This is a genomic window from Streptomyces sp. N35 (assembly GCF_016464295.1).
GTDB lineage: Bacteria > Actinomycetota > Actinomycetes > Streptomycetales > Streptomycetaceae > Streptomyces.
In genome coordinates, this window is the sequence record NZ_JAEIMH010000007.1 from 77284 (window position 1) to 104142 (window position 26859).

Genomic DNA, 26859 nt, shown 5'->3' on the forward strand with positions numbered 1-26859 from the left:
CGCAGACCGCCAGGCTCATGACACACCATGATCATGTCAATACGGCAGCACAAAAGGGGTGTGAGGGCCGATGCCCTCACACCCCTTCGACGCGTACGGGCTCAGACCGCCATGTTGTCCGCCATCTCCTCGGTCAGGTTGGACTCCGTACCGGGGATGCCCAGGTCCTGGGCCCGCTTGTCGGCCATCGCCAGGAGACGGCGGATACGGCCCGCGACCGCGTCCTTCGTCAGCGGCGGGTCGGCCAGGGCGCCCAGTTCTTCGAGGGAGGCCTGCTTGTGCTCCATCCGCAGGCGGCCGGCCGCCGCGAGGTGCTCGGGCACCTCGTCCTGGAGGATCTCCAGGGCCCGCTGCACCCGCGCCCCCGCCGCCACCGCGGCACGGGCCGAGCGGCGCAGGTTGGCGTCGTCGAAGTTGGCCAGGCGGTTGGCCGTCGCGCGCACCTCGCGGCGCATGCGCCGCTCCTCCCAGGCGAGCACCGACTCGTGCGCGCCGAGGCGGGTCAGCAGAGCGCCGATCGCGTCACCGTCACGGACGACGACGCGGTCCACGCCGCGTACCTCACGGGCCTTCGCCGCGATGGACAGCCGACGCGCGGCGCCCACCAGGGCGAGGGCCGCCTCCGGTCCGGGGCAGGTCACTTCGAGGGACGAGGAACGGCCCGGCTCGGTGAGCGAGCCGTGCGCGAGGAACGCGCCCCGCCAGGCGGCTTCGGCGTCACAGGTCGCACCGGAGACCACCTGCGGCGGGAGGCCGCGGATCGGTCGGCCGCGACCGTCGACGAGCCCGGTCTGGCGGGCCAGCTGGTCGCCGCCCGCGACGACCCGTACGACATAACGGGAACCGCGCCGCAGACCACCCGCGGCCATCACCATCAGCTCCGAGCTGTGCCCGAAGATCTCGAGAATGTCCTTCTTGAGCCGGCGTGCGGCCATCGCCGTGTCCAGCTCCGCCTCGATCACAATGCGGCCGCTGACCAGGTGCAGCCCGCCCGCGAACCGAAGAATCGCCGAGACCTCTGCCTTCCTGCAGCAGGTCCGGGTGACGGGAAGCCGGGAAATCTCATCCTTCACCGCTGCCGTCATCGCCATGGGCCGATCCTTCCATGCATCCGAAAAATACGGTCGTACGCGGCTGCGAGGAGCACCGGATCATGCTTGGCGGAACTCTCCTGCGACGCGACCGGCGCCAGCTCGACCTCGGCTCCGAGGCCCTTTGCAGCGTGGGCCAGAGAGTCCGGGTCGGGCACGGCGGCCAAATCGGCCAGCACCACGTCCAGGGCGAGTTTAGGGGCGTGTCGGGCCAAAACCTCCAAATGACGCTGCGGTGAGAAGCCATCGGTTTCACCGGGTTGCGGTGCGAGGTTGAGCGAAAGGACCTTCCGGGCCTTCGTCTCGACGAGCGCGTCGAGCAGTTCGGGCACCAGAAGATGCGGGATCACGGACGAGAACCACGAGCCCGGACCGAGCACCACCCAGTCCGCGTCGAGCACCGCGGCGACCGCCTCGGGCACGGCCGGCGGGTCGTGCGGGACCAGGTGCACGGACTGCACCTCGCCCGGTGTGAGCGCCACGGTCGCCTGGCCGCGGACCAGGTCGACGTTGGCGGGATGCTCGGGGTCGTGCCCCTTGACGAGGGCCTGGAGCTCCAGCGGTACGGCGGACATCGGCAGCACACGGCCATGGGCGCCGAGCAGTTTGCCGACCAGGTCGAGGGCCTGGACATGGTCGCCGAGCTGTTCCCACAGGGCGACGATGAGGAGATTGCCGACGGCGTGGTCGTGCAGTTCGCCCTGGGATTCGAAACGGTGCTGGATGACCCGGGACCAGGTCTGGCCCCAGTCGTCGTCTCCGCAGAGCGCGGCGAGGGCCTTGCGCAGATCGCCGGGCGGCAGCACACCGAGCTCGTCGCGGAGCCGGCCGCTGGAACCGCCGTCGTCGGCGACGGTGACCACCGCGGTGAGGTCACCGGTGATCCGCCGCAGGGCGGCGAGCGAGGCGGACAGGCCCATGCCGCCGCCGAGCGCGACGACCTTGGGCTGTGCGCCCCGCTTGCGGCCCAGGCGGTTCAGACGCCCCAGGCGGTGCTGTGGCGAGGGAGGCTTCACTCACGCCCCATGTCCCGGTGGACGACCACCGTCTCCACGCCTTCGGCGGCCAGGCGCGCGGCCAGCTTCTCGGACATCGCGACGGAGCGGTGCTTGCCGCCGGTGCAGCCGACCGCGATGGTCACATAGCGCTTGCCCTCGCGGCGGTAGCCGGTGGCGATCAGCTGGAGCAGCTCGGCGTACCGGTCGAGGAACTCCTTGGCGCCGGGCTGGTTGAAGACGAACCCGGACACCTCCTCGTTGAGCCCGGTGAACGGGCGCAGCTCGGGCACCCAGTGCGGGTTGGGCAGGAAGCGGCAGTCGACGACGAGGTCGGCGTCGACGGGCAGGCCGTACTTGTAGCCGAACGACATCACCGTGGCGCGCAGTTCAGGCTCGTCGTCGCCCGCGAACTGGGCGTCCATCTTGGCGCGCAGCTCGTGCACATTGAGGCTGGAGGTGTCGATCACCAGGTCGGCGTCGCCGCGCAGCTCGCGCAGGAGCTCGCGCTCGGCGGCGATGCCGTCGACGATCCGGCCGTCGCCCTGCAGCGGGTGCGGGCGGCGCACGGACTCGAAGCGGCGCACCAGGGCCTCGTCCGAGGACTCGAGGAAGACGATGCGGCGCGTGACGCTCTTGGCCTCCAGGTCCGCGAGGGACTGGCGCAGATTGTCGAAGAAGCGGCGGCCGCGCACATCGACGACGACGGCGATCCGCGCGACATTGCCCTGCGAGCGGGCGCCCAGCTCCACCATGGTGGGGATCAGGGCGGGCGGCAGGTTGTCGACCACGAACCAGCCGAGGTCCTCCAGACACTTGGCCGCCGTGGAGCGGCCGGCGCCCGACATGCCCGAGATGATGACCAGCTCGGGGATAGCCGCCTCGGCGGCCTCTCCGGCTTCGATCGTGGTGCCCGTGTTGCCCGTACTCACCTGTGCTCCATCGTCGTGCTCGGTCATCGGTACTGCCCCCGTCGGTCGTGAGCTGGTCTATTCCATGATCTCTCCGGTCGCGGTGTTCACCGCGGGCGCGGCAGGTTCCGCCTTGGCGAAGGCCGCGAGAATGGTCTCGGCGGTCTTGCGCCCTATGCCGGGCACTTCACAGATCTGGTCAATTGTGGCGGATCGCAGCTTTTTCACCGAACCGAAGTGTTTGATAAGCGCTTGCTTACGCGCCTCTCCCAGACCCGGCACGTCATCGAGCGGGCTGGACCTGATCCGTTTGTTGCGCTTGCTGCGCTGGTACTGGATCGCGAAGCGGTGCGCCTCGTCGCGCACCCGCTGAAGAAGATAGAGCCCCTCGCTGGAGCGCGGCAGCACCACCGGATCGTCGTCGTCCGGCAGCCAGACCTCTTCCAGGCGCTTGGCGAGACCGCAGACGGCGACATCGTCGATGCCCAGTTCGTCCATGGCCTTCTTGGCGGCCGCGACCTGCGGCTGACCACCGTCGACGACGACGAGCTGCGGGGGGTACGCGAATTTCTTGGGGCGCCCGTCGTCCTCGGCCGAGACCTCTCCGTCCTCGGCCCACTCCCCCGTCTTCTCCTTCTCGGCCAGATAGCGCCGGAAGCGACGGTGGATCACCTCGTGCATCGAGCGGACATCGTCCTGTCCCTCGAAGCCCTTGATCTGGAAGCGCCGGTACTCGCTCTTGCGGGCGAGCCCGTCCTCGAAGACCACCATCGAGGCGACCACGTCATCGCCCTGCAGATGGGAGATGTCGAAGCACTCGATACGCAGCGGAGCGCTGTCGAGGTCGAGCGCGCCGGCGATCTCCTCCAGGGCACGGGAGCGGGTGGTCAGGTCGGCGGCCCGCTTGGTCTTGTGCAGGACGAGGGACTGCTGGGCATTGCGCTGCACGGTCTCCATGAGGGCCCGCTTGTCGCCGCGCTGCGGGATGCGCAGGCTCACGTTCGCGCCGCGGCGCTGGGTGAGCCACTGCGTGACGGCCGCCTCGTCCTCGGGCAGGGCCGGCACGAGGACCTCCTTGGGAACGGCGTCGCCGCTCTCCTCCCCGTACAACTGCTGCAGTGCGTGCTCGACGAGGCCGGCGCTGGTGACGGCCTCGACCTTGTCGGTGACCCAGCCGCGCTGTCCGCGGACGCGTCCGCCCCGTACATGGAAGATCTGCACGGCGGCTTCGAGCTCGTCCTCCGCGAGGGCGATCAGGTCGGCGTCGGTGGCGTCGGCGAGGACGACGGCGCTCTTCTCCATGGCGCGCTTGAGTGCCTCGATGTCGTCGCGCAGCCGGGCGGCCCGCTCGTACTCCATCTCCTCGGCCGCGTCCTGCATGTCCTTCTCGAGCCTGCGGATGTACGCGCCCGTGCGGCCCGCCATGAAGTCGCAGAAGTCCTCGGCCAGTTCGCGGTGGTCCTCGGCGTCGACGCGGCCGACGCAGGGGGCCGAGCACTTGCCGATGTAGCCGAGGAGGCAGGGGCGGCCGGTGCGGGCGGCGTTCTTGAAGACTCCGGCCGAACAGGTGCGCACCGGGAAGACGCGCAGCATCAGGTCGACGGTCTCGCGGATCGCCCAGGCATGCCCGTACGGACCGAAGTAGCGCACGCCCTTTTTCTTGGCGCCGCGCATCACCTGGACCCGCGGGTACTCCTCGTTGAGCGTGACCGCGAGATAGGGATAGCTCTTGTCGTCGCGGTACTTGACGTTGAACCGGGGGTCGAACTCCTTGATCCAGCTGTACTCCAGCTGCAGCGCCTCGACCTCGGTGGCGACGACGGTCCACTCGACGGAAGCGGCCGTGGTGACCATCGAGCGGGTGCGCGGGTGCAGGCTCGCGAGGTCCTGGAAGTAGTTGGCGAGCCGCTGGCGCAGGGATTTGGCCTTGCCGACGTAGATCACTCGGCGGTGCTCGTCGCGGAACTTGTAGACCCCTGGCGAGTCGGGGATCTGTCCCGGCTTGGGGCGGTAGCTGGAGGGGTCGGCCATGGCATCCACCCTACTGGCGGCCACCGACAGCCAGAGCCCGAGGCGGTCGTCCCGAAGCAGCCGCCGCCGGCACTCCGGGGCCGTGCGGACCTAGCGGGACTCCACTCCGGTGCCCGTGCGGACCTAGCGGGACTCCAGGAACGTGAGGACCGCGAGGACGCGGCGGTGGTCGTCGGTGTCCTCGGGCAGGCGCAGCTTGCTCATGATCGAGCGGACGTGCTTCTCGACAGTGCCCTCGGTGACCCAAAGGCGCCGTCCGATACCGGCGTTGGAGCGGCCCTCGGCCATCAGCTCGAGCACCTCGCGCTCGCGGCCGCTCAGCAGGGACAGCGGATCGTCGCGGCGCTGGGCGGCGACCAGCTCCTGCACGAGCGACGGGTCGACGACCGAGCCGCCCTTGGAGATCCGGTCGAGGGTCTCCAGGAACTCGTCCACATCCGTGATCCGGCTCTTGAGGAGATAGCCGATGCGATGGCCGCCGGCGAGCAGGGCGAGTGCGTCCTCGACCTCCACGTACGCCGAGAGGACGAGGATGCCGGTGGCGGGGAACTTCTCGCGGATGGTCGCGGCCGCTCTGAGGCCTTCAGTGGAGTGCTCCGGCGGCATCCGGATGTCGACGACCGCGAGCTCGGGACGGTGCTCGGCGACCAGGGCCAGGAGCGTCTCGGCTTCTCCTGCCTGGCCGACCACGGCGTATCCGACGCGTTCGCACAGGCTCGCGAGCCCCTCGCGCAGCAGGACGTCGTCGTCGGCGAGGACGACACGTCCCTTCGGCATTCCCTGCTGCAACCCCTGTGACATTCCCATGCCCAGTCCCCTCCGTCGGCGGCGTACGAGACCGTGCCGGGCCGTCCGTGCACATGCTGCCCGACCAGGGCTCTTCCTGCTAGCGGGAAGAGCCGGGAGGTGCTGGCGGTAAGGGTCCATGGGGGCGTCCCCGAAGGGGAGTTGGGGGCTGGCCATGACGACAGCGGACCCCTGCGGGGCGATGCTGAAGGCCTCGGGAGAAACCCGGTACGTACGGGTCGAGAGGGCGGAAGCCATGCGGCAGTCACGGGTCGAGCGCTGTCGGCGGTGGTCGACCCGTGACTGCCACACCGCGCATGGCGACCGTCTCGATCCGAGAGACCCCGACGTGGTCCGCGCCAAGCGGATCCAGCGCGCGGCGGCGCGCTCCCCTACTGGACGGAGTCCCGGTCCGTCCGGCTGACCGCCCCACGGCGAACGCGGTATTCAAGTCCAAGGCCCCCCACTTGGCTCCCCTTCGCGTTCGCCGGGCGGTCGGCACCCCGCGTCCCCGCGCCCTTCGCCGGGCGGTCGGCACCCCGCGTCCTCGCGCCCTTCGCCCGGCGGTCGGCATCCAGGCTCGTCCGCGGGCGCCGGCAGCCGTACGAGCAGGGATGTCCCGTTCCCCAGACGGCTGTTGACATGCAGCGTGCCGCCGATCGCCTCCACGCGGTCCGCGAGGCCGATGAGTCCGGAGCCGCGGGCCGGTTCGGCGCCGCCCACCCCGTCGTCGGCGATGACCAGCTCCACGGCCCCGCCCTCGCGGGTCACCTGGACGGTCACGACGTTGGCGTCGGCGTGTTTGGCGGTGTTGGCGAGGGCCTCGGAGACCACGTAGTACGCGGCGACCTCCACCGGCTCGGGCAGCCGGGCACGCGGGACCCGCAGATCGAGTTCGACGGGCACGGACGAACGGCGGGCCAGTGCGCGCAGGGCCGGACCGAGGCCTCCCTTGGACAGGATGGCCGGGTGGATACCGCGCGAGAGGCGCTGCAGCTCGTCGAAGGCGTCCTGCAGTCCCCGGCCCATGTGGGCCAGGCGGTCCAGGAGTTCGTCGGATCCTGCGGGCGCCAGGGCCTCCGCGGTGCGCAGTTCCAGCTGGAGCGAGACGAGGCGCTGCTGTACGCCGTCGTGCAGATCGCGTTCGATACGCCGCCGTGAGGCGTCGGACGCGGCGACCACACGGGCGCGCGATGCGGCGAGCTGGGCACGGCTGTCGGCGTTGGCGATGGCGCTGACGATCAGCTCGGTGAACGCGGCAAGGCGTTTCTCGGAGCCCGGCGGCAGCTCCTGTCCGCCGGGGGCGGCCGCGATGACGGCGCCCCACAGGCGGCCGTCCACCACGATCGGCACACCGGCCGCGTCGCCCGTGCGGACCGGCTTGCCCGTGTCGGCCACCTGTGTCACGGCGGGCTCCTCGTGCGGGGCGCGGGGGGCGGCGCCCGCGTCGCCGACGGTGGTGACCCGGCCGTCGGCTCCGTACCGTACGACCGCGGCGGACGGCGTCTCCAGAAGCCGGCCGACCTCCCGCGCGACCTCGCCGAACAGCCGCTCCGGCGGTACCCCTTGGGCGACCAGGGTGGCGACACGGCGCAGCGCGTTCTGCTCGCTCTGCACCCGGCGCCGCTCGGTGACATCGCGGGCCGCGGCGTGGATCAGGCCCTTCTCGGGGATGGACCGCGCGTTCCACTGCAGCCAGCAGAAGGTGCCGTCGGCGCGCAGATAGCGGTTCTCGAACCGGAAGACCTCCTCTCCGTCCCCCAGCCGGGCCAGCGCCGCGCGCGTGCGCGCACGGTCCTCCTCGTGCACGAGCTCCATGAACGGCCGGCCGAGCAGCACCTCGGGAGGATGGCCGAGCACCTCCTCGAACGCGGGGTTGATCCGGCGGAAGTAGCCTTTGAGGTCGGCGATGCACAGCAGGTCAGCGGAGAGCGTGAACAGGTTCTCCACCTCGCGCTCGGCCTCCTTGCGGCGGCCGTGCAGTTGGGCGATGGAGGCCATCGTGCCGTTCAGACCCTCGAGGAGCTGCGCCCACGCCCCTTCGAACTGGGCCGGTTCGGCGCGGTGGTCGAGCCGGTCGCCGTCGACGGCCTGCGTCATGGCCCGCACCTCGGCGGTCAGCCGCTCGACGGTGCCGCGCAGCTCGCGGAAGCTCTCCGCGACGGTGCCGATCTCGTCGTGGCCGTGGTGGCGGATGCCGTACGAGAAGTCGCCCGCCGCCAACGCCTGGGCTCCGTCGGCCACTTCGGCGAGCGGGCGGCCGATCGAGCGGCGCAGCGCCAGGGCGAAGGCCGTGACCACGGCGAGCAGGAGGAGGAACAGGGCGAGGTCGCGCCATGCCCTGATCTCGGCGGCGCTCACCCCGTCGGCGGCGGAGGCCCGCAGCTCCTCCTCCGCGGCGCGGGTGACCGAACGCAAGGCGTCCATCCTGGTCGAGGAGGCTTCGACCCAGCGATCCACGGTGGGGTACCGCCAGGAACCTCCTGCGGCGAGCTGATCGCGCACTTCCCGTACGAAAGCCGACTCGGGGCGCGAAAGGACCTCTTCCAGACGGGACTTGAGGAGCCCGGAGGCCGTCCGCCGGAAGGTGTCGAGGCGTGCTTCCTCCAGGGCCGGCCAGCGGCTCGCCGTGGGCGAAGGGGTGCCCGGCGGCGCGGCGAACAGGATGACCAGCTCGGAGCGCTCGGCGCCGGCGGCCTCGGTGGCCTGGATCATCGACAGATGGGCATCGGCCACCGAACGGGAGAACGCGCTCGGCTCATGGGACTCGACGGCCGCCACCAGCTCCACCACATCGAGGATCACGGCGCCGAAGCCGCCCGCCACATGGTCGACGGTGACGGCCCTGGTGTCGTGGCCTCGGCGCACCTCGGCCAGGCCCGTCTCGATCGCCGCCACCCGCTCCTCGAAGCGGCCTTCCTCGTCCGCTCTGCGTCCGGCCTCCGCGAGTGCGGCGGAAGCGGTACGGCGGGCGTCGGCGAGCCGCGCTTCGACCTGCGGACCTGGGCGGAGCGCGTCGAGCATGGTGGCCAGGCGCTCCTGGGCGAGGGCGTCGGCGAGCGCTCCCGCGGCGAACGACACCCGGGTCGACCGGTCGAAGTCCCGCAGCTGGGCGGCCTCCCGCCACTGACCGGCGGCGGAGACGACGGTGAGGGTGAGCAGGACGCCCACGGGGAGGAGAGCGAGGAGGAGCAGCTTGGTCCCCACGCGGAGGCGGGCCAGGAGCGAGGTGGGCCGTGTCGCCCCTGTGCCGCCGCTCGGCGCGGGCTTCCGGGGTCTTCCCGTCCGCACCCACCGCTTGCGCACTCCCATGGCGCACCCCCGGGCCACTCGGCCTTCCGCGCGCCGCCGGCCGATGGCGGGCGCTTCCGGCAGGTCTCATGCTAGCGCCGGGGACCGACACCAACCCTGCGTACGATCAAGGTAGTTGGCGCGGCGCCGACAAGGTTTCCGGCTAGCAGGAAAGCGTCCGGGCCACGGCATTGGCAGGCTGGACGTATGGCGATGCGCTGTCTCCTCGTGGACGACAACGCCCGCTTCCTCGAGGCCGCGAAGGTGCTGCTCGAGCGGGGCGGGGCGAGCGTGGTCGCACTCGCCGGATCGAGCAACGATGCGCTCGTATACGCCAGGGAGTTGCGGCCCGACGTCGCGCTGCTCGATATCGATCTCGCCGGTGAGAGCGGGTTCGAGGTGGCCGAGCGGCTCTCCGGGATCGTGCCCCATCTGATCATGATCTCGACCCATGACCAGGAGGACTTCGAGGAGCTCGTCGCGGAGAGTCCCGTACTCGGATTCCTGTCGAAGTCGCGGCTTTCGGCGGAGGCCGTCGGGGCGCTGGTGAGCGCGGGCGCTTGAGGGCCGCACGGCAGACGACGCGTCCGTGGGCGGCCGTGGCGGTGCGGCCCCGGGCGGGTGGTGGGCAGGCAGGCGGTGGGCGGCGCGGGGCCGGGTGATCTGTGGCGGTATCGTCGACCAGGTCAGCCGTACCCCCTGAGCTGTGGAGACTCCATGCCCGGCAAGGCCGCCGCCCGTCGTACCGTCCTCAAGGGCGCCGCCCTCGCAGGAACGGCCGGGCTCGGCGCCGCGGCCTGCTCCACGGAGTCGGACCTCGGCCACGCCGAGAATCCCACGCCGACCGCTCCGGTCGACCTGGGTGACGCCTCCGCCGTACCGGCGGGCAGCGCGAAGCTCTTCCGTGAGCAGCGGCTGCTCGTGGCCTGCTCCCAGGACGGGAAGTACTCCGCGCTGAGCGCCCAGTGCACCCACGCCGGCTGCGTCCTCGACAAGATCGAGGGCGACGAGGCCAACTGCCCCTGCCACGGCAGCCGCTTCAACGTCGTCAACGGTGCCGCGATCGAGGGCCCGGCCTCCGTGCCGCTGCCGAAGGTCCCGGTCCGGGTCGAGAACGGCAAGCTGATCGCCGGCCCGAAGGCGTAACCCTCCCTGCGGCGTCGGCGCCGTCGGCAACGTCAGTACGGTGTCGGGCGGGCGTCCAGGTGGGCGCGCAGCCGGTCGGTGTCCTTCGGGGTCCAGCCCTCGGGCGGCAGAACGGAGGCCCAGCCGTCGACGGATCCGGTGCCGTAGCGGTGGCCGTGCGGCGCCTGCACTCCGTACGAGACGGCCATGTCGACCGTGGTCTGCCAGAAGTTCACGAACGGGAACCAGTTGATCTCCGGCGTGATGTCCGGGCCCAGCGGCTGGTCCAGCCACTGCGGGCGTTCGAGCAGCAGGTCCGGTGACCACCAGACGATCGCGTCGGACGCGTTCTGCAGAACGACGGCGCGCGGGTTCCCCCACTGCGCCCCTGGCCGCTTCAGATCCTCGACCGGGAACTGGGCGAAGCGCACATTGCGACCGTCCTCGAACTCCGGACGCCATACGGGGCTGCCCTCGTCCCTGCGTTCCCGCAGCTCGTGGGCGATCGGCGAGAAGTTGGGGACCCCGAGCAGCAAGGCGCCGTCGGTCTCGCCGAGGAGCTTGTCGACCGTTGCGTACGAGTCCTCGATGGCGTACGCGCCAAGGCTCTCGCCGGTCACGGCGAGCTTGGGGCGGCGCTCGGGGGGCAGCTTGTCCAGCTCGGTGCGGACCGCGTCGACCAGGGCACGGGTGGCCTTGCCCGCCTTCTCCTTGTCGACGAGGAACGACACCCAGCTCGGCAGGTACGAGTACTGCACGGCGACGGTCGCGGTGTTCCCGCCGTACATGTACTCCAGGCTCTCGACGGTGTTGGCGTCGATCCACCCGGAGCCGGTGGTGCCCGCGATCGTCAGGATCTCCCGCTCGAAGCCCCCGGTGCGCCTGAGCTCACGGACGGCGAGCTCGGCCTGCGCCCGGAAGGGCTCTTCGTCGTCGAACGCTTCGGGCGCCGAGGAACTGATGTAGACCCGCACCGGCTCCTGCGCCGGCTCCTTGGTGAACTGTGAGATCTGCCGGCCGCTGAGCACCGAGCCGGTGAAGTTCCGCCCTTGGAACCCGAGGTCGTCCCATTCCATGGCCGAACCGGGCCCACCGGAGACGAAGCGCGACGTGGGCTGGTGGATCCCTTCCTTGGTCCCGTTGTTGGTGGCCTTGGCGATGCGGTCGGCTACGTCGATGACGCCTCGCTCGAACACGACGTCCTGCAGGGCCGTGGACACCACGACACCGCTCACGAGCAGCCCGGTACCGATGGCGACCGGCCGGGGCAGCGCTCGGCCGAGCCAGTGGATGAACTTGCTGGAGCCGAGCCGCACGGTGCGCGCGAGCAGGAGGAGGAGCAGCCAGAGGACGACCGCGATCAGGCCGATCATCGGGGTATGCCAGGTGAGCGACGGCGGCAGGCCCTGCAGCTGCCTCAACTGCCGCTGCATCTGGGCGCTTTCGGAGATCAGCAATCCGGAGAGGATCGGGCTGAGCACCCAGTACCCGAGCCAGCACCGTGCCCGGAACCGCTGGCTGGGCCGGCGCTTCACGACCCAGCGGAACAGCGAGCTGAGCAGGCTCCCCACGGCGTATCCGATGGCGGCGGTGATCCCGCCGATGACGCCTTGCAGCAGCCAGGGGCGGGGCACCAGGGAGGGGGTGAGCGAGAGCCAGAAGAAGACGGTCGCCACGCAGGTGGCGAAGAGGTCGGGCCAGCGGCGCACGAGATAGGTCTCGGCGGGCCGCTCCCAGTAGGGCTGCGCGAGGAATTGCCTGCCCAGTTTTCTTACCCTTTGCCCCGTATTGCGCATGGGGCAACTGTAGGTGGTGGGGCGGGACACCCCCGCCCCACCACCCGGCTCCCGCTCAGCTCTCGCGTGCCCGCGTCGCCTTCTTCGCGGGCGCGGCCTTCTTGGCGGCGGCCTTCTTCGCGGGCGCGGACTTCTTCGCGGGCGCCGCCTTCTTGGCCGTCCCCGCCTGCGCCTTGGCGGTCACAGCTTTCTTCGCCGGAGCCTTGGTCGCCGCGACGGTCTTCTTCGCCGGGGCCTTACGCGCCGGCTTACGCGCGGCCGGCACCCCGCCGTCGCTGATCCGGTCGGCCTCGAGGATGTCGCGCAGGAACTTGCCCGTGTGACTGGCCGCCACCCCGGCCACCTGCTCCGGAGTGCCCTCGGCGATCACGAGGCCGCCGCCGGAGCCGCCTTCGGGACCCATGTCGACCAGCCAGTCCGCGGTCTTGATGACATCGAGGTTGTGCTCGATGACGATGACCGTGTTGCCCTTGTCGACCAGGCCCGAGAGCACCGTGATCAGCTTGCTGATGTCCTCGAAGTGCAGACCGGTGGTCGGCTCGTCGAGCACGTACACCGTGCGGCCCGTGGACCGCTTCTGCAGTTCGGAGGCGAGCTTCACGCGCTGCGCCTCGCCGCCGGAGAGCGTGGGCGCCGACTGCCCCAACCGGACGTATCCCAGACCGACTTCGTTGAGCGTCCTGAGGTGGCGGGCGATCGTGGGCACGGCTTCGAAGAAGTCGAGCGCCTCCTCGATCGGCATGTCCAAGACCTCGGCGATGGACTTGCCCTTGTAGTGCACTTCCAGGGTCTCGCGGTTGTAGCGCGCACCGTGGCAGACCTCGCACGGGACGTACACATCCGGCAGGAAGTTCATCTCGATCTTGATGGTGCCGTCGCCCGAGCAGTTCTCGCAGCGGCCGCCCTTGACGTTGAACGAGAAGCGCCCGGGCAGATAGCCGCGGACCTTCGCCTCGGTGGTCTCCGCGAAGAGCTTGCGGACGTTGTCGAAGACTCCGGTGTACGTGGCCGGGTTGGACCGCGGGGTACGCCCGATGGGCGACTGGTCGACGTGCACGACCTTGTCGACGAGGTCGTCGCCCTCGACCCGGGTGTGCCGGCCGGGGACCGAACGCGCACCGTTCAGTTCGCGCGCGAGGTGCGTGTACAGGATGTCGTTGACCAGCGTCGACTTACCGGAGCCCGAGACACCGGTGACCGCGGTGAGCACGCCGAGCGGGAAGGCGACGTCGATGTCCTGCAGATTGTTCTCACGGGCGCCGTGCACCACCAACTGCCGCCCCGGGTCGACGGGTCGGCGGATGTCCGGCACGGGGATGGCCCTCTTGCCCGACAGATACTGGCCGGTGATCGACTCGGCTGTCGTGAGCAGTTCCGCCAGCGGTCCGCTGTGCACGACCTTGCCGCCGTGCTCACCGGCGCCGGGACCGATGTCGACCACCCAGTCGGCCACCTTGATGGTGTCCTCGTCGTGCTCCACGACGATCAGCGTGTTGCCCATGTCGCGCAGGCGTACCAGCGTCTCGATCAGCCGGTGGTTGTCGCGCTGGTGCAGGCCGATGGACGGCTCGTCCAGGACGTAGAGCACACCGACCAGACCGGAACCGATCTGCGTGGCGAGGCGGATGCGCTGGGCCTCGCCGCCGGACAGGGTGCCGGCGGCGCGGTTGAGCGAGAGGTAGTCGAGGCCGACGTCGACGAGGAAGCGCAGCCGCTCGTTGACCTCCTTGAGGACCCGCTCGGCGATCTTCTTGTCCCGTGCGTTCAGCTTCAGCTTGCCCAGGAAGTCCGCGCAGTCGGAGATCGACATCGCGGAGACCTCGGCGATGGACTTCTCCATCACGGTGACCGCGAGCACGATCGGCTTGAGACGTGTGCCCTGACAGGTCGGGCAGGGCACCTCGCGCATATAGCCCTCGAAGCGCTCACGGCTCGCGTCGCTCTCGGCCTCGGAGTGCCGCCGCTTGACGAAGGGCACCGCGCCCTCGAACGGGGTGGTGTAGACCCGCTCGCGTCCGTAGCGATTGCGGTAGCGCACCTCGATCTGCGTCTTGTGCCCGTGCAGGAGCGCCTTCTTGGCGCGCTGCGGCAGCGCGGCGAACGGCATGTCCGTGCTGAAGCTCAGGGCGTCGGCGAGCGCGGTGGTGAGGCGGCCGAAGTACTCCTTGGTGTGGCCGTGCGACCACGGGTGGATGGCGCCCTCGTCGAGCGACTTGTCCTCGTCGGGCACGATCAGCTCGGGGTCCACCTCCATCCGCGTACCGATGCCGGTGCAGTCGGGGCAGGCGCCGAACGGTGAGTTGAACGAGAAGGAGCGGGGCTCGAGCTCCTCGAACGACAGGTCGTCGTAGGTGCAGTAGAGGTGCTCCGAGTACATCCGCTCGCGCTCGGGGTCGTCCTCGGGCAGGTCGACGAAGTCGAGCACGACCATGCCGCCGGACAGACCGAGCGCGGTCTCGACGGAGTCGGTGAGACGGCGCTTGGCGGAGTCCTTCACCGTGAGGCGGTCGACGACCACCTCGATGGTGTGCTTCTCCTGCTTCTTGAGCGTCGGCGGCTCGGAGAGCTGGATGGTGGCGCCGTCCACCCGCGCCCTGCTGTAGCCCTTCGTCTGCAGATCGGCGAAGAGGTCCACGAACTCGCCCTTGCGCTCGCGCACGAGCGGCGACAGGACCTGGAAACGGCTGCCCTCGGGCAGTTCGAGCACCTTGTCCACGATGGCCTGCGGCGACTGCCTCGTGATGGGCCGGCCGCACTCGGGGCAGTGCGGCTTGCCGATGCGCGCGAAGAGCAGGCGCAGATAGTCGTAGACCTCGGTGATGGTGCCGACCGTCGAGCGCGGATTGCGCGAGGTCGACTTCTGGTCGATGGAGACCGCAGGGGACAGGCCCTCGATGAAGTCCACATCGGGCTTGTCCATCTGGCCGAGGAACTGCCGGGCGTACGACGACAGCGACTCGACATAGCGGCGCTGCCCCTCGGCGAAGATCGTGTCGAAGGCGAGCGAGGACTTGCCCGAGCCGGACAGGCCGGTGAACACGATGAGGGAGTCACGCGGGAGGTCGAGCGACACGTTCTTCAGGTTGTGCTCGCGCGCGCCACGGACGATGAGACGGTCGGCCACGCCGGTCCGCACCTTTCTTGATGGGAGAGCGGGGGCGGGGCCCCGTTTCTCAGAGTACGAGGGCCGCCTCAGCGATGGACTGCTAACGGCTGAGACAGCGGGATGGCATTGAGCGGCCCGACTGTCAAGGATGCCTCGGTCGAGCCTATAGCACGCACATTCGATTTGCGGTCGTGGTCCACCACCTTCACCCGAAGGAGTGGCGGGACTATCGTCGGGCCCATGCCCTCAGTGATCGATCATGCCCATGACCTGCTTCTGGTACGGGAAGCGACCGACCGGCTGCTGGCCGCGGCGGCCAAGCTGGACAACGCCTCGGTCGCCGGTCCGTCACGCCTTCCGGGGTGGTCCCGTGGTCATGTGCTGGCGCATGTCGCCCGCAATGCCGACGCCCTGGTGAACGTCCTGGCCGGCCGCCCGATGTATCTGAGCGCCGAAGCCCGCGACTCCGATATCTCGCGCGATGCCCCGCGCCCCCTGGACGTCCAGCTCGACGACGTACGCGACAGCGCGGCGCGCTTCATCGCCCAGGCCGCGCAGCCCGCGGACTGGGCGCGCACCGTGGAGCTGCGCAACGGCGTCATGGACCAGGCCGCGCGGATCCCCTTCCGCCGCCTCGTCGAGGTGGAGCTGCACCATGTCGACCTCGGCATCGGCTACGAACTCGAGGATCTGCCCGAGGAGTTCACCGACCGCGAGATCGCCTTTCTCGCGGACCGCTTCGCGGGCAACATCGCGGTCCCCCGAATCGCCGTCACCGCGAACGACGGCCGGCAGTGGACCACCGGCGGGCCGGACGGCGACCAGGTCTCGGTGATAGGGCCGGCGCCGGCCCTGCTGGGCTGGCTGTCCGGCCGACGTCAGGGCTCCGGCCTGGACTGCGACTCCGGTCTGCTGCCCGTACTGCCCGCGCTGTAGCCCGCTGCCGCGGAGCTCTCGCACCGGGTGGACGCCCGGCGGCCCCTGTGGACCGCCGGGCCCGCTCGGTACGCTGAGCCCATGACGTACAGCGGAGCGGTGACAGTCGGCGGGCCTGCGGACGTGCATGAGCTGGCGGACCTGATGATCTCCAAGGTCGCGGTCGGCTCCATGAACAACAACGCTTATCTGCTGCGCTGCCGGGCCACCGGCGAGCAGCTCCTGATCGACGCGGCCGACGAGGCCGACACCCTGCTCAAGCTCATCGGCGGCGACGGCATCGCCTCGCTCGTCACGACCCACCGGCACGGCGACCACTGGCAGGCGCTGCGCGAGGTCGTGGACGCCACCGGTGCGCGCACGTACGCGGGCGCCTACGACGCCGAGGGCATCCCCGTGCCGACCGATGTGCTCGTGGAGGACGGCGACACGATCCGCGTGGGCCGGGTCGAGCTGACCGCCCGCCACCTCGTCGGCCATACGCCCGGCTCGATCGCGCTGATCTACGACGACGCGCACGGTCACCCCCATGTGTTCACCGGCGACTGCCTCTTCCCGGGCGGCGTGGGCAACACCTGGAAGGACCCGGAGGCCTTCGCCCGTCTGATCGACGACGTCGAGACCAAGATCTTCGGCGCGCTGCCGGACGAGACCTGGGTCTACCCCGGACACGGCGACGACACCACCCTGGGCGCCGAGCGCCCGCAGCTGCCCGAGTGGCGCCGCCGCGGCTGGTGAGACCGGCCCCGCGAGGGGTGCCCGGCCGTCGTCACAGATGTCCATGCGTCCGATCGTGGCATCCGCCACTGACAATTGACCGTTTGCGCAGGTCAGGGTCGGTTTGGCGGATGCACGACGGGGCTCGGCCACTGGTGCGCCCCACCGCCTTGCCCGGACCGCGACCCGGTCGACATTGGGCGGACAAATGACAGTTGGACCCTGCCGTTGACGCGCGTCGACCGTCCCGTCAGGCTCGGCGTGCGCGCGCTCCCCCGTAACGGTCTCCCCATCCCCCTCTGGAGGGCCCGATGTCCAGACGTGCCTTACGTCTTCTGTTGTCGATTGTCATGCTCATAGCAGCCTCGCTCGGTGGCGTGCTCGCCACGGCAGGGCCCGCCCAGGCCGACGGCTGCTACACCTGGTCCCGCACCCTGTCGCAGGGCGCTTCGGGCGCCGATGTCACCCAGCTGCAGATCCGCGTGGCCGGCTACCCGGGCTCGGGTGGCGTCCTCGCCATCGACGGCGCCTACGGACCCGCGACCACGGCCGCCGTCAAACGCTTCCAGTCGGCCTACGGCCTCGCGGCCGACGGCGTCGCAGGACCGGCCACATTCAGCAAGATCTACGCGCTGCAGGACGACGACTGCACGCCGGTCCACTTCACCTACGCCGAGTTGAACACCTGCAACTCCACCTGGTCAGGGGGCGCGGTGAGCGCGTCCACGGCGAAATCCAACGCGCTGCGGACCATGTGGAAGCTGGAGGCGCTGCGGCACGCGCTCGGCGACTCCCCGATCCGCGTCACCAGCGGCTTCCGGTCCCACGCCTGCAACGACGCCGTCGGCGGGGCCTCCGGCAGCCGCCATCTCTACGGTGACGCGGCCGACCTGGGCGCGGGCCCGCACTCGCTGTGCAAGCTGGCGCAGCAGGCCCGCAACCACGGCTTCAACGGGATTCTGGGCCCCGGATACCCGGGCCACAACGACCACACCCACGTCGACCACCGGTCCGGCCGCTTCTGGTCTGCGCCCAGCTGCGGCATCTGACGGGCGCCAGGTGCGCGGCCCCCGTACGGGAGCCGCGCACCTGCGTAACCGCCCCGCCACCTGGCCAGTTGACGCGTCATGCACGACGCACCGCCGAGCGGACCCGCTCCCGCACGCCCCTCCATGACCCGGCTCGCCGCCGCCTCGCTGGCCGGCACGGCGATCGAGTTCTACGACTTCTTCATCTACGGCACCGCGGCCGCCCTGGTACTCGGCCCGCTGTTCTTCCCGACCTTCTCCCCGCTCGCCGGAACGCTCGCCGCCTTCGGCACCTTCGGCATCGGTTTCCTCGCCCGCCCGCTCGGCTCGGTGCTCTTCGGGCACATCGGGGACCGGCGCGGACGGCGGCCCGTCCTGATCGGTTCGCTGCTCCTGACGGGCGGCGCGACGGTCGCCGTGGGCTGCGTCCCCACGTATGACGCGATCGGGGTGTTCGCCCCCTTGCTGCTGCTTCTCCTGCGCTTTCTGCAGGGCCTCGGGCTCGGCGGGGAGTGGGGCGGTGCGGTGCTGCTCACCGCCGAGCACGCCCCCGCCGCCAAGCGCGGGCTGTGGGCGAGCTTTCCGCAGATCGGGCCCTCGGTGGGCTTCCTGCTCGCCAACGGTGTGATGCTCGCGCTGGCCGCCGGACTCAGCGACGCCCAGTTCGCGGCATGGGGCTGGCGGGTGCCGTTCTGGGCGGCAGGGGTGCTCGCGCTGGCCGGCCTCTGGCTGCGGCACGCCGTCACGGAGACGCCGGAGTTCCTCGGCGTACAGGAGCGGGCGCGGGTGCCACTGTTCGAAGTGGTGCGTGACCATTGGCGGTTGGTGCTGCTGACCGCCGGTTCCATGGCCATCGGATACGCCATCTTCTATACGGTCTCGACCTGGGCGCTCTCCTATGGGACCGAGCAGTTGGGGGTGGCCCGCACCGTCATGCTGACGTGCATCATGGCCGCGGTCGCGATCAAGGGGGCCACGACCCCGTTCGCGGCGATGCTCGGCGACCGGTACGGGCGGCGGCCGCTGTGTCTGTACGGGGCCGGGGCCGCGGCCCTGTGGATGTTTCCGCTGATCGGGCTGCTCAGCACCGGTGAACCCGTGCTGATGTTCTGCGGGTTCCTGGTGGCGCTGCTCGCGTTCATCGCCATGTTCTCGGTGCTGGCCGCCTATCTGCCGGAGCTTTACGAGCCGAGGGTGCGCTGTACGGGGGCCGCCGTGGGCTACAACCTGGGCGGTGTCCTCGGCGGGGCGCTCACGCCGATCGTGGCGACCGCCGTGGCGGGGCGCGGGGACGGGCCGCCCTGGGGTGTGGCCGCGTATCTGACCGTGATCGCGCTGGTCAGCCTGGGTTGCTTCGCCATGCTGCCGGAAACGCGGCCCGCCACCGCCACCGATGCGGCCACCGCCTGAGCAGGGCTCGCCCGCGGAACGCCTGGCCACCGCCTGACCAGGGATTCGCCCGCGGAACACCTGGCCAGGGACGCGCACGCTGGACAATGGCCGGGTGACCTATCGCTACCGCCTGCTCGGCACCACCCGGGTCCTGCGCGAGGACGGCACCGAGGTGCCGCTCGGCGGGGCCCGGATCCGCGCGCTCGTCGCCGCGCTCGCCCTGGCGGCCGGGCGCAGCGTGCCGGTCGGGCAGCTGGCCGCACAGATCTGGGCCGCGGACGAGGAGCCGCCGGCCGACGAGGTGAAGGCGCTGCAGGCGCTGGTGGGGCGACTGCGCAAGGCGCTCGGGCCGGATGCGGTGGCGACCGGGCCCGGCGGGTACCGGCTGGCGGCGCAGCCCGAGGACATCGATCTGTTCCGGTTTCAGCGGCTGGCCCGTGAGGGTGCCGACGCCCTGGGTGCGGGCGATGCCGCGCGCGCGGCCGGGCTGTTGGAGGACGCTCTGGGGCTGTGGTCCGGTGGCGTGCTGCTCGATCTGCCGGGGCGGGACACGGATCCCGCTGTCGTACGGGCCGAGCGGCAGTACGCACACGCGCGGCGGGCGCGGCTCGCGGCCGAGGTGGCGCTCGGCCGGGCGGCCGGTGCGCTGGACGAACTCACGGCGCTGACCGCGCAGGAACCGCTCGACGAACCCCTGCAGGCGCTGCGGCTGCGGGCGCTGCGGGACGCCGGCCGGCGGGCGGAGGCCCTGGCCGCGTACGAAGAGGTGCGCAGGATGCTGGCGGAGCGGTTGGGGACCGATCCCGGGGAGGAACTCCGGGAGGTGTACGGGGAGTTGCTGGGGGCGGCAGGACCGGAAGCCGACGCCGGAGTCCGACCGGACCCCGAGCGCCACTCCCCCGGCATACCACGTCCCGCGGCCGGCAATATCCGCGCCCGGCTGACCTCCTTCGTCGGTCGCGATCGGGAACTTTCCGACCTCGCCGAGGAGTTGGGGAAGCAACGTCTTGTCACACTGCTCGGTCCCGGCGGTGTGGGCAAAACTCGCCTTGCCCAGGAAGCGGCCGAAGCGGAGAAGGAGGTGTGGCCGGACGGCGTCTGGATGGCCGAACTCGCTCCCGTACGGGAGGGATCGGCGGTGGTGGAAGCGGTGCTCACGGCGCTCGGCGCACGCGAGACGGCGCTGCGCGGCCCGGGCGCGGCGGAGGAACTGGGGCCCGCTTCCCAGGATCCGTCGGCCCGCCTGGTGGAGCGCTGCGGCCGACGGCGGATGCTCCTGATCCTTGACAATTGCGAACATGTCATCGGCGCCGCGGCCCAGTTGGCCGAGTCGGTCCTCACCCGCTGCCCGGGGGTGACCGTCCTCGCCACGAGCCGTGAGCCACTGGGCGTGCCGGGCGAAGCCATCCGTCCCGTGGATCCCCTCCCCCAGGATGTGGCGCTGCGCCTGTTCGCCGAGCGGGGCGCGGCGGTGCGTCCCGGCTTCCGTACGGAGGACGACACCGAGGCGTGTGCGGAGGTCTGCACCCGGCTCGACGGTCTGCCGCTCGCCCTCGAACTGGCCGCCGCCCGGCTGCGCCTGCTCACTCCGCGCCAGCTCGCGGACCGTCTCGACGACCGCTTCCGGCTGCTCACCGGCGGCGGGCGCACCCTGCTGCCGCGTCAGCAGACGCTGCGGGCCGTCGTGGACTGGTCCTGGGAGCTGCTCGACGAGGACGAGCGGGCCGTGCTGCGCCGGCTCGCCGTGTTCGCGGGCGGCTGCGCGCTGGAGCAGGCACAGGAGGTGTGCGGTCGGGACACCACCCTTGAGGCGCTGGGTGCACTGGTCGACAAGTCGCTGGTCGTGGCGGACCCGGGCGGCCCCTTCGGGATGCGCTACCGGCTCCTGGAGACCGTCGCCGAGTACGCGGCCGCGCGGCTCGACGAGTCGGGTGAGCGAGCGGCGTACGAGCGACGGCATCTCGTGGCCTACCGCGAGCTGATGCGCTCCGGGGAGGCCGAGCTGCGGGGGCCGCGGCAGGTCGCATGGCTGCAGCGGTTCGAGCTGGAGCACGACAACGCAAGAGCCGCGCTGCGTACGGCGGTTGCGTCCGGTGCCGAGCAGGACGGGCTGTGCCTGGTCCATGCGATGAGCTGGTTCTGGCAGCTGCGCGGACATCAGGCCGACGTCACCACCTGGTCGGCGGCCGTGGCGGCGCTCGGTCCCGATCCGTTCGCCGCACCGGTGCGTCCTGCCGTACCCCTGGTCGAGCGGTGCACGGACAGTGCGCCGCCGTGGGACGAGGAGCAGGTGTGGGAGGCGCGACGGGGAGCGCGGCTTCTCGTGCAGGGTGCGTCGACGGGGGATGAGGCGGGGGTGGGGGCTGGCGAGGAGGCGGGGGCGGAGGCCGGCGGGCAGGCGCGGGCGGAGCTCGGCGGGGAAACGGGAGCGGAGGCCGGCGGGGAGGCGTGGACGGAAGCCGGCGGGGAGGCGGAAGGCGGCAGGGGGACAGGGCCCGCGCCCTACTCCCCCGGCCAACTGGCGTACCTGCGCCGGATCGTGGCCGCGTACCGCAGCGGACTGCCGCAGGTCTGCCGGCAGCCCGGCTCGATGTGGTACTTCGCGCGCATGATGACCGGGGACTTCTCCGGGCTCGAGGAGACCATGGACACCGTGGTCCGCGACTGCTGGGAGCTCGGACGAGAGTGGCGCGAGGGCCACCACTGGGAACTGGGCTACACGCTGCTCATGCGGGCGAAGTTCGTGCATGACCGGCCGGCCACTTTGGAGCAGGCCACACGGGACGCGGACCGGGCGCTGCGCCACTTCGAGCGGACGGGGGACCCCTGGGGCATCGCCGAGTCGCTGTCCGCGCGCGGTGAGGCGTACCTGCGGCGCGGGATGTTCGAGCGGGCCATGGAGGATTTCGCGCGGGCCGTCGACGGGGCGACGAGGGCGGGAGCACACCGTCAAGTGCCGGTGTTCAAGGCACGGTTGGCGGATGTGCGGCTGCGCACGACCGAGGACCCGGGCGCGCGGGCCGCCGCCGAGCGGATGCTGCTCGAAGCCGTCGAGGAGTCGGCGCGCCACGGGGACGAGCCGCTCGGCACGGCCCGGCTGCTGCTCGCCCGTCACTACGGCAGCACGGGCCGCCTGGCCGAGGCGCGCGACCAGCTCGCGGAGGTCGAACGTGCGCTGCCGCCGGGCATGCCGCTGCTCTTCCATGGCACGGTCGCCGGGGTGCGCGGCTGGCTCGACTGCCTCGAAGGACGGTACGCCTCGGCGCAGGGCCATCTGCGGGAAGCGGTACGGGGGATGGCGAGCGTGGCGTATCTGGTGGCGCCGCAGCTGGTCGTGGACCAGTTCCTCGCCGCCGCCTGGGCGAAGGCACGGCTCGGCGAGGGCGAGGACGGTGCGCGACTGCTCGGCACGTACGACCGTCAGGCGCTGAGCGGCGGGATGGGCTTCCGCCCGTTCCCGGACCAGGCGGCGATGCGGCGGCACGCGGAGACGGAGCTGCGGTCCGTGCTCGCCCCGGCGGCGTATGAGCGTGCGTACGCGCAGGGCGGGGAGCTGTCGGTGGAGGAGGCGGCGGGGCTGGTGTGAGGCGGCGACGCGCGGTGCGGCCGGGGTTGCGCTCACGCCCGGCCGTACGGCGGGGTTGCGCTCAGCCCCCGCCGTAGGGCCGACTTGCGCTCAGCCTCGCCCGGTCGGGCGTGACGCGGGACTGCCCCGTCGGGGCGTGACGCGGGACTGGGACCGCCCCGTCGGACGTGACGCGGGACTGGGACCGCCCGGTCGGGGCATGGCACGGGATTGCCCGGCCCGACCGGAGCGTGACGGGGGACCGCCCACCCCGGCCAGTGCCCGCTACTCCCCCGCTTCCGCCTGAGCCAGCAGCTCCCGCGCGTCCGCGAGATCCGCCTCCGTGGGCGCGTCGTCCTGGGTCAGCCGGAGCCGCCAATAGCCGGAGAAGTGGACGCACTTCCTGTCGACCCCGCGGTCGTCCACGAGGTGGCGGCGCAGCGACCGGACGGCGCCCGCCTCGCCGCCCAGTCACGCGTACACCGAACCCTCCGGGAACGCGGCCGCCCGCACGGTCTCGACCAGCACCTCACCGGGAGCCGCCGCACCGGCCCCGTCCCGCTCCAGCCAGTGCACCGTCACGTCGCCCCGCGTCGTGATCTCCTGCCGGTCCCGGCTGTCCGCCACCTCGACGTACGCCACCGCCCGTGCCCCCTGCGGCAGCTCCTCGAGCACCGTGGCGAGGGCGGGCAGCGCCGTCTCGTCCCCGGCGAGCAGCATCCAGTCCGTGGCGCCCAGGGGCACGGGCTTGGCGAACTGCGCCGACGGTCCGAACATCGCGAGCCGCTGCCCCGGCTCGGCCTGCCGCGCCCACGCGGTGGCGGGCCCTTCGGAACCGTCCCCGTGCAGGACGAAGTCGACGGTGACCGTGCGGCGCTCGGGATCGTGCCGGCGGATCGTGTAGCTGCGCATCCATGGGCGCACCTCTTCGGGCAGCGCGCTGAACGCTCCGTACCAGCTCATGAAATCGCCCTCGGCCGCGGGCAGTACGGGCGCGTCCTGTCCCGGCCTGGGGAAATAGAGCTTGACCTGCTGGTCGGGTCCGGTGAGCCGGAGCCCGGCCAGGTCCTCGCCGCCGAAGGTGACCCGCGCGAGGCGTGGCGTGGGCCGCCGCACCTCGGCGACCCGGAGTGAACGGATCGGGAGCGTCATGTCGTACGTCATGAGAACGAGACTCCCGGCAGGCGCCTACAGACCGTCGACAAAACCGCTATACGAGAGGCCGGAAACACGGGCAGGCCGGAAACGCGGCAGCCCGCCCGCACCGGAGTGCGGACGGGCTGCCCAGGGGAGCCGGCGGAGCTCGGTCAGGCCTCGATGTCGGCCTTCTTGTCGGGCTCCGTGGTCGCCTTCTCGGCCTCGGCCTCGGCCTCCGCCTCGGCCGCGGCGATCTTCTTCGAGGCGATCAGGCTGGTGATCGTCGTGACGATCAGCACGGCGCAGATGACGCCCAGGGAGACCGGGATCGAGATCTCCGGGACGTGCAGTCCGCTCTCGTGCAGTGCGTGCAGCACCAGCTTGACGCCGATGAAGCCGAGGATGATCGACAGACCGTACGAGAGGTGGACCAGCTTCTTGAGCAGGCCGCCGATGAGGAAGTACAGCTGGCGCAGCCCCATCAGGGCGAATGCGTTCGCCGTGAAGACGATGTACGGGTCCTGGGTCAGGCCGAAGATCGCCGGGATCGAGTCCATCGCGAAGAGGATGTCGGTCATGCCGATCGCCAGCATGACGACGAGCAGCGGCGTCATGACCTTCTTGCCGTGCTGGACCACGAAGAGCTTGGTGCCGTGGTACTTGTCCGCGACGCCGAACTTCTTCTCGATCGACTTGAGGATCTTGTTCTCCTCCCAGTCGTCTTCCTCCTCGTCGGCCCGCGCCTCCTGGATGAGCTTCCAGGCGGTGTAGATCAGGAACGCACCGAAGATGTAGAAGACCCAGGAGAAGCTGGCGATGATCGCGGCACCGGCGGCGATGAAGATCGCACGCAGGACCAGGGCGACCAGCACACCGACGAGCAGAACGCGCTGCTGCAGATGGGACGGCACCGAGAACTTCGCCATGATCAGGATGAAGACGAAGAGATTGTCGACGCTGAGCGACTTCTCGGTGATGTAGCCCGCGAAGAACTCGCCCGCCGCCTGGCTGTTGCCCCAGATCAGCAGGCCGACACCGAACAGCGCGGCCAGCACGATCCAGACGACCGTCCAGATTCCGGCTTCCTTGATCGACACGTCATGAGGCTTGCGCCCGATGAAGAAGTCGACGGCGATAAGGGCACTGAGGCCCACGATCGTGAGGACCCATAGGGTCATGGAAACATCCACTGCGCCTCCGGCAGTACGTAACGGCACAAATCCAGCGTCGTCGCTGCCGGAGGTCTCTTCCACCCGAGAACTTTCACCTCTCGGTCGGGCCGACGTCCCGGAACCCCTGTGGGTTCGTACTGACGGAATCGTCGCAGTCGGGAGTACTCCCCTCCGCACGCAGAACACTACAGGGAAACCCAAGAGAAGGTAAAGGTCGGGGTAAAGCGCACCCCAAGTCCGCAGGTCAAAGGCATCAAACAGAGGAAGCAATGGCAAAGGGCTCCCCAAAGCGGGGAGCCCTTCGACGGCGGTGCGGCAGCTGTCAGCGGCCCCACTCGCGCCGCGCCTGCGCCACCTGCGCGAGCACCTGCTGCAGCACCGTGCTGCCGGGCGGTACGAGGGCGGGCTGATACGTCCAGGCGTGGCCGATCCAGGGATCGGCGAGGTGGTCGTCGGGCACCGGGGTCAGGCGCAGCAGGGAGCGCCACAGCGGATCGAGGATCGGTCCGTACGCGGAGGCGTCCTCACGGTCGGCCACCAGCATCAGATGGACGCCGACGGCCGGGCCCTCGTCCGCGAGATAGCGCAGCTGGGTCACGGCGCGGTCGTCGAAGCCGTGCGGGAAATCGTTGACTATGAGCAGCTGCTCACCGGTGTCGAGGTCCGGCGGCAGGGCGTCCGTGGCTCCGCCGCGGATCGCCATCTGCACCAGCTCGACGCGCTTGGTCAGACGGGCGAGGACCTCGGTGACGCCGGGGGCCCCGTGACCCGGCGGATGCGCGAGCACTCCTGCCTGCAGCAGCGGGGCGAGCGAGCCGGCCGCACCGCCGCCCGCGTCGATGACGTGTACGGAGAAGTCTCCGGCCGGGTAGACCGCGAGCAGCCTGGCCGCGTGCGCGACCGCCGTGTCCAGGGCGAGCCGGTGCAGCTCGGCGCTGTCGTGGAAGGTGACGCTTCCGGACGAGGTCCGGCCGCTGTCGATCCACAGACCGCGCTCCATGGGCAGCCGCATCAGGAGCGGAATCCGTACGTCGGCGCTCTCCGGCAGATGCAGATCGCCCAGGCGCAGTGCCATGGGGACCTCCATCGGTACGCGGTACGCATGCCACACCGGGTTGTCCCAGGCGGCGAAGGCGGGCGGCAGGGCCGGCTCGACCACCTCGGCCTCGGCCTTGAGCTGGGCGAGATCCCGGTCGAGCACCTCACGGGCCTGGTCGACGAGCTTGGCCTGCTTGGCGCGGGCGGCCTCCCGTGCGGCATCGCCCGTACCGCCGATCCGGCTGCGCGGATCGGACAGGACCTTGTCCAGCTCCTGCTCCATCCGGGACTCCGCGAAGTCCACGGCGCTGCGATACGCGGCCGTGGTGCGGGCCAGATCCTCGAACATGCCCCAGACCTGGTTGTAGAGCCGCTCCTCCATCGACCAGCCGGTCGCGTCCCCGGCCACGGGCTGCGCGGGCTGCCCCGGCTGGGCGGGCGGCGCCGTCGGCGGCGGGGACGGGGGTGCGGCCGCTGCCGGGCGGCGGCTGGGGTGCGCGTAGTTGACGCCGTCGGAGTTGGGCGTCTGGGCGGATCCGCCTGCGGTGGGCGTCTGTGCGGGTCCACCCGTGGCGGGTGACTGCGCGGGGGCGGGTCCGCCGGTGGTGGGCGGCTGAGGAGCGGCGGCGCCGTGCTCACCGGCCGTCGCCCCGCTGTGCTCCCCCGCCGAACCGGCGGCGGGCCCGGGTCGGCCGGCCCCGGTGCCCCCCGCCCCTCGCCCCGCGGGGGCGGCCCCCGCCCC

General features: G+C 71.0%; 16 protein-coding genes and 2 pseudogenes. 7 read left to right on the top strand and 11 right to left on the bottom strand.

Features of this window, described 5'->3' with window-relative positions:
- Window positions 1–101: 101 nt before the first annotated feature.
- From whiA to JAO81_RS06155, 6 genes are all read right to left on the bottom strand, one after another.
- On the bottom strand, window positions 102–1091 hold the full coding sequence (gene whiA / locus JAO81_RS06130; RefSeq protein ID WP_165333565.1) for a DNA-binding protein WhiA: 990 nt from the start codon (window positions 1089–1091) through the stop codon (window positions 102–104).
- The gene (gene yvcK, locus JAO81_RS06135; RefSeq protein ID WP_199546731.1) at window positions 1082–2107 is read right to left on the bottom strand and encodes a uridine diphosphate-N-acetylglucosamine-binding protein YvcK; all 1026 of its coding nucleotides are present in this window, start codon (window positions 2105–2107) and stop codon (window positions 1082–1084) included. Before yvcK ends, whiA begins: the two co-directional genes overlap by 10 nt.
- A complete protein-coding gene (gene rapZ / locus JAO81_RS06140) occupies window positions 2104–3045 on the bottom strand; it encodes an RNase adapter RapZ (protein ID WP_199546732.1) in 942 nt (313 codons plus the stop codon). Before rapZ ends, yvcK begins: the two co-directional genes overlap by 4 nt.
- A gap of 30 nt (window positions 3046–3075) precedes the next feature.
- Window positions 3076–5028 carry an excinuclease ABC subunit UvrC gene (uvrC, locus tag JAO81_RS06145; protein WP_199546733.1) on the bottom strand — a complete coding sequence of 651 codons (1953 nt, stop codon included), beginning with the start codon at window positions 5026–5028 and terminating at the stop codon, window positions 3076–3078.
- Between the two features lie 123 nt (window positions 5029–5151).
- A complete protein-coding gene (locus JAO81_RS06150; RefSeq protein ID WP_233414968.1) occupies window positions 5152–5835 on the bottom strand; it encodes a response regulator transcription factor in 684 nt (227 codons plus the stop codon).
- Between the two features lie 426 nt (window positions 5836–6261).
- Window positions 6262–9021 (bottom strand): PAS domain S-box protein, encoded by a 2760-nt coding sequence (locus tag JAO81_RS06155; RefSeq protein WP_307813173.1) that lies wholly within the window; start codon window positions 9019–9021, stop codon window positions 6262–6264.
- A gap of 291 nt (window positions 9022–9312) precedes the next feature.
- Between JAO81_RS06155 and JAO81_RS06160 the strand changes: the two genes are divergently transcribed.
- Both JAO81_RS06160 and JAO81_RS06165 read left to right on the top strand, forming a co-directional pair.
- Window positions 9313–9669 (top strand): LytTR family DNA-binding domain-containing protein, encoded by a 357-nt coding sequence (locus JAO81_RS06160; protein WP_199546735.1) that lies wholly within the window; start codon window positions 9313–9315, stop codon window positions 9667–9669.
- A 153-nt stretch (window positions 9670–9822) separates the two neighbouring features.
- On the top strand, window positions 9823–10251 hold the full coding sequence (locus tag JAO81_RS06165) for a Rieske (2Fe-2S) protein (protein WP_165336149.1): 429 nt from the start codon (window positions 9823–9825) through the stop codon (window positions 10249–10251).
- 32 nt (window positions 10252–10283) lie between these two features.
- Here JAO81_RS06165 and JAO81_RS06170 read toward each other — a convergent pair whose 3' ends face one another.
- Both JAO81_RS06170 and uvrA read right to left on the bottom strand, forming a co-directional pair.
- A complete protein-coding gene (locus JAO81_RS06170; protein WP_199546736.1) occupies window positions 10284–12026 on the bottom strand; it encodes an alpha/beta-hydrolase family protein in 1743 nt (580 codons plus the stop codon).
- 55 nt (window positions 12027–12081) lie between these two features.
- On the bottom strand, window positions 12082–15150 hold the full coding sequence (uvrA, locus tag JAO81_RS06175; protein WP_199546737.1) for an excinuclease ABC subunit UvrA: 3069 nt from the start codon (window positions 15148–15150) through the stop codon (window positions 12082–12084).
- Window positions 15151–15381: 231 nt separating this feature from the next.
- On the opposite strand from uvrA, the gene JAO81_RS06180 reads away from it, so the two are divergent.
- From JAO81_RS06180 to JAO81_RS42255, 5 genes are all read left to right on the top strand, one after another.
- Window positions 15382–16068 carry a maleylpyruvate isomerase family mycothiol-dependent enzyme gene (locus JAO81_RS06180; protein ID WP_199546803.1) on the top strand — a complete coding sequence of 229 codons (687 nt, stop codon included), beginning with the start codon at window positions 15382–15384 and terminating at the stop codon, window positions 16066–16068.
- An 81-nt stretch (window positions 16069–16149) separates the two neighbouring features.
- Window positions 16150–16806: an MBL fold metallo-hydrolase gene (locus tag JAO81_RS06185; RefSeq protein WP_199546738.1), complete on the top strand. Its 657-nt coding sequence runs from the start codon at window positions 16150–16152 to the stop codon at window positions 16804–16806.
- Between the two features lie 290 nt (window positions 16807–17096).
- Window positions 17097–17834 carry a D-Ala-D-Ala carboxypeptidase family metallohydrolase gene (locus JAO81_RS06190; protein WP_199546739.1) on the top strand — a complete coding sequence of 246 codons (738 nt, stop codon included), beginning with the start codon at window positions 17097–17099 and terminating at the stop codon, window positions 17832–17834.
- A gap of 123 nt (window positions 17835–17957) precedes the next feature.
- Window positions 17958–19223, top strand: coding sequence for an MFS transporter (locus tag JAO81_RS06195; protein WP_199546804.1), 1266 nt, complete (start codon window positions 17958–17960; stop codon window positions 19221–19223).
- A 94-nt stretch (window positions 19224–19317) separates the two neighbouring features.
- A complete protein-coding gene (locus JAO81_RS42255) occupies window positions 19318–22791 on the top strand; it encodes a BTAD domain-containing putative transcriptional regulator (RefSeq protein WP_307813176.1) in 3474 nt (1157 codons plus the stop codon).
- Between the two features lie 264 nt (window positions 22792–23055).
- Here the strand turns inward: JAO81_RS42255 and JAO81_RS06205 are convergent.
- The 3 genes and pseudogenes from JAO81_RS06205 to JAO81_RS06215 all read right to left on the bottom strand — a co-directional run.
- A pseudogene (locus JAO81_RS06205) lies at window positions 23056–23934 on the bottom strand (siderophore-interacting protein).
- Window positions 23935–24077: 143 nt separating this feature from the next.
- Window positions 24078–25097, bottom strand: coding sequence for a TerC/Alx family metal homeostasis membrane protein (locus JAO81_RS06210; RefSeq protein ID WP_199546740.1), 1020 nt, complete (start codon window positions 25095–25097; stop codon window positions 24078–24080).
- 304 nt (window positions 25098–25401) lie between these two features.
- Window positions 25402–26859: pseudogene (locus JAO81_RS06215) on the bottom strand (export associated protein); the annotation flags it as partial.